The following is a 7,587-nucleotide window of genomic DNA, read 5'->3' as shown; positions in this document are numbered from 1 at the left end:
TGCTGCACGGCAGCCGTCGACGTCAGCGACTCCTGTGCGGCAGCGCCGCCGAGCGCCACCAGTTCGGCCTGCAGCGCTGCAGCCGTCGCCTTGTCGACCGTGCCCCCGGTGAGGCATCCCGCATCGGCGAAGAGCCTGAGCCACGCCATCTCGAGCGCGACGACCGCGCTGTTGAACTGCTCGGATGCGTCGGCCAGGGGCGTCTGCTCGGTGACGGCGGCTTGCGCAGCCTCGAAGTCGGCGTCGGCCTGCTTCACCCGATCGACGGAGGCCGCCGGCGCCAGCGGCGTGCTGGTCGGGGGCACGGTCGGCTCGCCGACCGAGGGTGTGCCAGACGGCCCCGCCTCGGCCGCGGCCAGGGCCGCCTGCGCCTCGACGAGCTCCTGCTGCGCGTCGACGAGGGCCTGCTGCGCGTCGACTGCGGCTTCTGCGCCGTCGAACGCCTCGTCGCGGGGATCGGCGAGATCTGCGCCCGCCGTTCGGACGTCCCCGACGGTGGGCGCGGTGTCGTTCAGCACGTCGCCGTAACGATCGAGTGCGTCGATGTAGTCCCGGCTCGCTCCGCAGAACTCACTCGACGCGGCATCCAGCTCCGCCTGAGCGCTCGCCACGGCCTTCTCTTTCGCGGTGACCTGGGCCCTGGCCCGGTCGACGCTGCTGGCGCCCTCGCTGCAGCCGGAGAGCCCCACCACGACGACGATCGATACCACGGCAGTTGCGAGGAACCCCGGCATCCTCGCGCGATCCCTGTTCACGCACATCCCCCCCGCTCATGAGTTGGAATGTAGTCACATCATGACACCCAGACGCGTGAGATCAGCGAGCCACACGTCGAACGTCGGGGAACCTCGTTTTCCCGCCAGTCGACAACATGGCGAACGGCAGCAGGTTGCGGACGCCGGCTGTCGATCTGGTCCCCACTCGTTCGACGCTTGAGTGAAGAAGGATTCGACCGCACGAAGGGAGAGCATCATGACCAAGGTCATCTTCGACATCAGCATGTCACTCGACGGGTTCATCTCCGCGAAGGGCATGACCGTCGACGAGGGCATGGGCGTCGGTGGCGAGGTGCTGCACGATTGGGCGTTCGCCGGCGACGATCGCGACCGAGCGGTGCTGGAGCGCGCCGGAACGAGTCTCGGCGCGGTGATCGCAGGACGCCGCACCTATGACAACTCGATCCGGTGGTGGGGAGCGGATGGCCCGACCGGCCCCGCCCGCATTCCGCTGTTCGTCGTCAGCCACGACAGCCCGGCCGACGTACCCGCCGACGGCGTCTACACCTTCGTCGGTGACATCCACACCGCACTCGACCAGGCTCGCTCGAACGCCGGAGCCAAGGACGTCGGCATCATGGGTGGCGCCGATGTCGCACGGCAGTGCCTCCGGGCCGGCCTCGTCGACGAGATCTCGATCCACCTCGTTCCTGTGCTCTTCGGCGGCGGCACGCCGGTGTTCGGCGCGGGCTGGTCGCTCGAGGAGCACGTGCAGCTCGAGCGCACCGAATTGGTGGCCACGGATGCCGCGACCCACCTCCGGTTCCGCGTCGTGAGGTGAAGCCATGATTGCCCCCGACGCTCGGCCGAAGAACGACACCAAGCAGAAGGCATAGGTGAGGCTCCCTCGTTTTGAGGGCAGACCTCGTGCGCTGAGTGACCAAGGCTCTCGAGTGGCCGGGTGGGAGGTGGTTCCCGCGCGCTCCCGTGATCCCCGAGCGTGCTCGGGCTGGATGGAACCGCTCTTCCTCATAGGATGTCCCGGTGCCTCTTTTCGACCATCTCGGCATCACCGTCGAAGACCTCCCTCGCTCGATCGCACAGTTCGATCCGGTGATGCAGGCGCTCGGCTGCACTCGGCTCGACGCGGACAACGGGGTGTCGTGGTACAAGGGCGAGGAGGAGCTGATCCTCTTCCCCACCCGCGAGACTGGCAGCGGACCGCACCGGCACGGCCGGGTCGGATGGCAACACCTCGCCTTCCCCGTCGATTCACGCGCGGAGGTCGATCGCCTGCATGCGATCGCGCTCGACGCGGGGTGGACGGCCGTACGCGAGCCGAAGGTGTTCCCGCGGTTCAACGACCGTTACTACGCGTCCTTCGTCGAAGACGACAACGGCATCCGCATCGAGTTCATGTACAACCCGCCCCGAGAGTCGGCTGCAGACTGAGTTTCACCCGCGGGATCCAGACGTTGACCTCTTGGCTTGAGTGGCGAACTCCCACAATGCTGAGACCGGCGCACCGTAGAGCCGGTCGGCGTACCGATACCCGCTCGTGCCGGTGTTGAGCACGACACCCGCGATGAACCGTGCGCCGAGACGGTCTCGAAGTCGAGAAAGACCCCTGAACTGCTTCGCGTTGAATGAGACGGCGGCCTTCGCCTCGATGCCGATCACGGTGCCGTCGTCGAATTCGAGCACGACGTCGACCTCGTCCCCATCTCGCTCGCGATAGTGGAAGACATCGAACCGGCGCGCCGACCACGTGCGTTGCCGTAGCAGCTCCGCGGCGACGAATGCCCCGAGCATCCCGCCGAACGCCTCGCCGTACTCCAGCTGCATCAACTGGGCGGGGGTCAGTCGTGCCAGCCACATGGCAACCGCCGAGTCGATCACGAAGGACTTGGGCCGGCCGATCTCACGCTTCGCAAGGTTCGGCGTCCACGGCGGGATGCTCGCCACCAGGCCGACGTCATGGACCAGGTCGAGATAGCCGGTGATCGTCCGTGAGGGCACCGCCGTCTCCTCGGCGAGCCTGGCCTTGACGAGCTCCGCTGATTGCCTTCCGGCCAGCGTCCGCAGGACGGCCATGGCCCGCGCAGGCTGCACCTCACGGCGCAGCTCTGCCATGTCCCTGCCGACGATGCCTTGGATGTACCCTTCGATCCACGCGGCTCGGATGCCCTCGGAGCTCTCTCGCAGTTCCGGGTAGGCGCCGACCGCGAGAAGTTGTACGTACTCTGCTCGCACGACCATCGAGACGTACCCGGGCGAGTTCGTCGAGCCGACCGATCAGCGCGTTGGCGAAGTCGTCATTGCTGCCGATCGCTTCGCCGCGGCTGAGGCCGTAGAGCGTCAGACGCGCCACACGGCCCGCGAGACTGTCCGCGGTTCCTTTTCCGCGCAGCAGGCTCGAGGAGCCCGTCAGCACGAAACGACCAGGACGACGGTTCGCGTCGATCGCCGCTTTCACTGCGAGCGTGAGTTCCGGCATTCGCTGAACCTCGTCGATCACGAGCTGCCGTTCGCCCCCTTGGTCAACGAATCCCGCCGGGTCGGCAATCGCCGCCGCTCGCGTCTGCTCACGATCCAGGTTGAGCACCACCGCATCCGGTCTCGCGATCTGGGCGGCGAGCGTACTCTTTCCGACTTGGCGGGCACCCTCGATGACCAGCCCGGGAAAGTGCTGAAGCAGCTCAGCCGCGACAGGCTCTGCATGCCGGGCCAGCCATTCTTCGGTCACGAGTTCGCCGATTCGCTGGGATGAATCCGCCTGCCAATCGGTAGACACGCGGGGGCAAGAAGCCGGCGCAGACTGAATCCGACGGCCTATGCGTCAGATCGAGTGACGGCGCTCCCGTACGACCATCTGAACGAACTGGTGGGGTCTCACGATAGGAACCCCTCGCCATGGGCTCAGCGAAGTCAGGTCCGTGTCGTCGGAAACGAGGAGGTCGGCATCGGTGGCCGCGACCACATCGAGGATCAGGTTGTCTTCGTGATCGCGAGAACTGTGCGCCGCTTTCGGCGGGTCGGTGACCGCGCCTCCCGAGGCATCGACGACGTCGGAGATCAACGCCAGGTAGTCGCCGATCGCCTCGGCAGACCAGCCCAATTGGCCGAGTACGCGTCCGACATTGCGCAGGATGTGCGGAGACACGTGGAGCCGGTAGTCGCCGTCGAACGCGATCGACAGGCAATCAGGTGACGGATTGTCGCTGCTCGGCGGCACCGGATGGATGCGCGGATACTCGGAATCAGGTCCGACGACGGCGTTCACGTAGATGTGGACGTCGTAGACGATCGACGTCAGTCTGCGACCTCCTCGCGCACGACATTCTCAACGAGCTCGCGCACCTCGTCGGGTGACAACACGCGACCGCCCATGTCGCGCCGGCCGCGCTGCTGAATCAGCTGCACCCGCTCGGCGAACAGGTCGTGCTGCATGCGGCGCATCGCGACGCGAAGGAACTCCGACCGATTACCGTGGCCGAAACGCTCGACGAGAGCGTCAAGTCGGGCGCGGTCTTCGTCCGCGACGGCGAACCCGATGGTGTGTGCGGCCATGTCATCGAACCTCCTCGCCCATATGCAACGCATATGCAATGTACCATTCTGCCCTGAGTTCGGGCACTATCGGGCCGGACTTCGGGGCTGAACCTCAGTAGATCCGCTCGAGTCGGGCCCGTGCGTGAATGCCTCACGCGCCCGCGGGCAGTCCCACGGTGACTCGGATGCCTCCAGCAGCGCCCGCGCCGTCGGTGTGAATGCGTTCGGTGCCGCGTTGGAATGGTTCGGCGAGCGTCGCGACGAGTCCTGACGCGAGCTTGTCGCCGGTGTTCTCGACAATGAGTACCGCCTTCGAGTTGCGCACGCAGGTGTGGACCCACACGGTGCCGTGTTCAGGCAGGTTGTGGACGATCGCGTTGTGCACGAGGTTCGCTCGGAGCACGTCGAGGTCTTCCGGATGGTGAGCGTGAGAACTTCCATCCTCGGGGACCTCGACCCCTACCCAGACACCAACCGCGCACCCCTCGACCACACCCTCAACTACGAAAAGCCCGTATTCGCCCTTCGGAATCGACCAGGCAGCGGCATCCTTCGCGGCCCAATACGGACGAGCGCCCCCGGCGCCTCCTCGACCAGGCGGTAGAGGAGGATTCCGGCGCTCGTCACGGCCACGAGCAGTCCACAGGGGTTCGATTCAGGCGCGCAGGCGATCCACGGGGCGCGACTTCGGCGAGGCCGAGTACGTCTCTTCGGGGTCGGTCACCGCAACCTCGCCCACGGCGTCGTCGATCGCTGCCATGGTGCCCTGGTCCAGGGTGACTCCCGACGCCTTGACGGTTTCGTCGAGCTGTTCGGGACGGGATGCTCCGACCAGCGCAGCGGCGACGTTCGGGTTCTGCAGCACCCACGCGATCGCGAGCTGGGGCATCGTGAGCCCCGCCTCGTCGGCGACGGGCTTGAGCTTCTGCACGGCCGCGAGCACGTCATCAGACAGCAGCCGCTTGATGACGCTCGCACCGAACTTCTCGTCGGTCGCCCGCGATCCCGCCGGTACGGGCCGGCCGGGCAGGTACTTGCCACTGAGCACGCCCTGCGCCATCGGCGACCAGACGATCTGCGAAATGCCGAGCTCTTCCGAGGTCGGCACGACCTTGCCCTCGATGACCCGCCACAGCATCGAGTACTGCGGCTGGTTGGAGATGAGCTGGAAGCCGAGATCCTTCGCGAGCGCGTGACCCTCGCGCAGCTGCTCGGCCGTCCACTCCGAGACGCCGATGTACAGCGCCTTGCCCTGACGGACGAGGTCGGCGAAGGCCTGCATCGTCTCTTCGAGCGGGGTCTCGTAGTCGTAGCGGTGCGCCTGGTAGAGCTCGACGTAGTCGGTGCCGAGGCGCTTGAGCGATCCGTTGATGCCCTCCATGATGTGCTTGCGGCTCAGGCCCACGTCGTTGGGACCCTTGGGACCGATCGGCATGTAGACCTTCGTGAAGATCTCGAGCGACTCGCGCCGCTGCCCGGCGATCGCCTTGCCGAGGACGGTTTCGGCGGCCGTGTTGGCGTACACGTCGGCAGTGTCGAACGAGGTGATGCCCAGATCGAGGGCACGGTGCACCGTGGCGATCGCGTCCGCGTCACCCACCTGAGAGCCGTGCGTCACCCAGTTCCCGTAGGTGATCTCCGAGACCTTGAGACCGCTGTTGCCGAGATATCGATAGTTGACCATTCGTCAACGCTACCCGCGTGCGACGACACCGGACCCGGGCATGTCCTGGCCTGCGGCATCCGTCGTCGTGCCTCCTCAGCGTCGGAGGAGCGCGGTGCGGAGGCTCCGCATCAACAGCAGCAGCCCGCCGAGCCCGACGGCGCCCAGGAAGGAGAATGCCAAGACGTCACCGGTCACCATCCGGCCGCCGTCGGCGAGACCTGGCATGATGCCGGCGACGATGCGCGCTGCCGGTTGGATCAGGGCTCAGCTCTCGTCGGGGTCGTTGGCGAGCAGCCAGGCCTGCAGTCCGGCCAGGTCGTCGGTGTTGTAGACGTCGACTCCGGCGGCGAGCTCTTCTGCCCAGACGGTGTCGCGGGTCGCACCCGGCGCGTCGGGCGTGGCCCAGAAGCGGATCTCGTATCCTTCGGCGTGGGCCTGGTCGACGTAGCCGCGCAGGATCGCGCGGTCGGTGTCGGTGAACGGGCCGCCAACGTAGCCGACCGCCGACCAGTTGTTGCTGACGAGCGGCATGAGCGTGGGGGAGATGCCCTTGCCGAGGTCGGAGAGGCGACCGTCGTAGAACGAGAAGCGGGTCGCGGCGGCCTGCATCGCGGGCAGGTCGCGGTTTCCGGAGATGACAGCGGTCACGGCGCGCTCCTGAACGTTGCCCTGCCGGTAGGCGGTGATGAGCTCGGGGTAGTCGTCGAGCTGGTCCTCGATGACGGGCCAGGCGGGTGTGCCGGCCGACTTGACGTCGATGAGCAGGCGGAGGGTGCCGTCCCAGTGCGGGTAGACCGCACCGCCGTTGTCGCGGAACCGCTGGGCAAGCGGCTCGAGGTACTCGGCGCGGAGGGTGCGGTTCAGGTCGGGCCCGTCGTGGCCGATGTAGAGCTCGCCGTCGACGAGCCAGACGTCGGCCTCGACAGACGTGAAGCCATGGTCGAGGGCGTCCAGCAGCGGACGGTCGTGGTCGTAGTCGTTGTGGGCGTGGGCGCGCTCGAGCGGCTGGACGCTGGAGCGATGAGGGTTGTGCTCGAGGTCGTCGGCGTAGGCGACGGTGCCGGGGGCGGCGACGGCGAGCATGGCGGCGATGGCGGTCAGGATGCTCGTGACTCGGGCGGTGGCTCGGTTGGCTCTCATGGATCCCAGCCTCTGCGACGCGGGTGAAGCGGTCCCGATCCCGAGGTGAACGTTCGGCAACGTCTCGCCCGCTGGTCCGGCCGGACGCCGTTCGCGAACCGTCAGCCTTGCGCCGACAAGGGATCATCCCTGCGCTGGCGGGGAGTACGAGGTGCTGGACAGCACCGCGTACGACTTCGATGCGATACGAGAGACGATCCGTTCGCGGCCCGGCGCGTGGCATCCATGATGCGTGTCGGTGGGGCGAGCATGCTGCCGGCGAGGTCCATCCCCGACGAGATCGCCGCGCTCATGCGCAGCGAGGTGTCGGTGGCGGGCAAGCTGCTCGAGTAGCCGCCATCCCGGCTGGGGATCAGGAACTCGCGGGCGCGTCCGTCGGCGTCGCGGATGGGTTCGGCGAGGCGTCCGCCGCGGTGAGCTCGGCGATCGCGCGCTCGAAAGCGGCGATCGTCGCAGCGTCCACCGCACCAGTCGGCTCGACGCCGAGCTCCGTCTGGAACGCCTGTACGGCTG

10 protein-coding genes and 1 pseudogene are annotated in these 7,587 nt (G+C 67.2%); 2 read left to right on the top strand and 9 right to left on the bottom strand.

Annotated elements, in window-relative coordinates; genetic code table 11:
• A pseudogene (locus IEX31_RS18000) lies at positions 1-734 on the bottom strand (peptidoglycan-binding domain-containing protein); the annotation flags it as partial.
• Positions 735-972: 238 nt separating this feature from the next.
• On the opposite strand from IEX31_RS18000, the gene IEX31_RS17995 reads away from it, so the two are divergent.
• Complete coding sequence (locus IEX31_RS17995; RefSeq protein WP_188744774.1) at positions 973-1,557, top strand: dihydrofolate reductase family protein; 585 nt, start codon at positions 973-975, stop codon at positions 1,555-1,557.
• Between the two features lie 203 nt (positions 1,558-1,760).
• Positions 1,761-2,168, top strand: coding sequence for a VOC family protein (locus IEX31_RS17990; RefSeq protein WP_188744773.1), 408 nt, complete (start codon positions 1,761-1,763; stop codon positions 2,166-2,168).
• Positions 2,169-2,171: 3 nt separating this feature from the next.
• On the opposite strand, the gene IEX31_RS17985 is transcribed toward IEX31_RS17990, so the two are convergent.
• From IEX31_RS17985 to IEX31_RS17955, 8 genes are all read right to left on the bottom strand, one after another.
• The gene (locus tag IEX31_RS17985) at positions 2,172-2,900 is read right to left on the bottom strand and encodes an ATP-binding protein (protein ID WP_505579045.1); all 729 of its coding nucleotides are present in this window, start codon (positions 2,898-2,900) and stop codon (positions 2,172-2,174) included.
• Complete coding sequence (locus IEX31_RS17980; protein WP_188744771.1) at positions 2,830-3,510, bottom strand: ATP-binding protein; 681 nt, start codon at positions 3,508-3,510, stop codon at positions 2,830-2,832. The genes IEX31_RS17985 and IEX31_RS17980 overlap by 71 nt, the downstream gene beginning before the upstream one ends.
• A gap of 45 nt (positions 3,511-3,555) precedes the next feature.
• Positions 3,556-4,023 (bottom strand): putative toxin-antitoxin system toxin component, PIN family, encoded by a 468-nt coding sequence (locus tag IEX31_RS17975; protein WP_268237017.1) that lies wholly within the window; start codon positions 4,021-4,023, stop codon positions 3,556-3,558.
• A gap of 5 nt (positions 4,024-4,028) precedes the next feature.
• Positions 4,029-4,286, bottom strand: coding sequence for a ribbon-helix-helix domain-containing protein (locus IEX31_RS17970; RefSeq protein ID WP_188744769.1), 258 nt, complete (start codon positions 4,284-4,286; stop codon positions 4,029-4,031).
• 133 nt (positions 4,287-4,419) lie between these two features.
• Positions 4,420-4,671 carry a histidine kinase gene (locus IEX31_RS17965; RefSeq protein ID WP_308423562.1) on the bottom strand — a complete coding sequence of 84 codons (252 nt, stop codon included), beginning with the start codon at positions 4,669-4,671 and terminating at the stop codon, positions 4,420-4,422.
• Between the two features lie 252 nt (positions 4,672-4,923).
• Positions 4,924-5,952, bottom strand: coding sequence for an aldo/keto reductase family protein (locus IEX31_RS17960; RefSeq protein ID WP_188744768.1), 1,029 nt, complete (start codon positions 5,950-5,952; stop codon positions 4,924-4,926).
• Between the two features lie 75 nt (positions 5,953-6,027).
• Positions 6,028-6,159 carry a hypothetical protein gene (locus IEX31_RS19370; protein ID WP_268237016.1) on the bottom strand — a complete coding sequence of 44 codons (132 nt, stop codon included), beginning with the start codon at positions 6,157-6,159 and terminating at the stop codon, positions 6,028-6,030.
• A 39-nt stretch (positions 6,160-6,198) separates the two neighbouring features.
• Complete coding sequence (locus IEX31_RS17955) at positions 6,199-7,074, bottom strand: phosphatidylinositol-specific phospholipase C/glycerophosphodiester phosphodiesterase family protein (RefSeq protein ID WP_188744767.1); 876 nt, start codon at positions 7,072-7,074, stop codon at positions 6,199-6,201.
• Positions 7,075-7,587 lie beyond the last annotated feature (513 nt).

Origin of the sequence: Agromyces bauzanensis (genome assembly GCF_014645655.1) — a bacterium.
GTDB lineage: Bacteria > Actinomycetota > Actinomycetes > Actinomycetales > Microbacteriaceae > Agromyces > Agromyces bauzanensis.
This window is presented reverse-complemented; position numbering and strand designations above follow the sequence as displayed.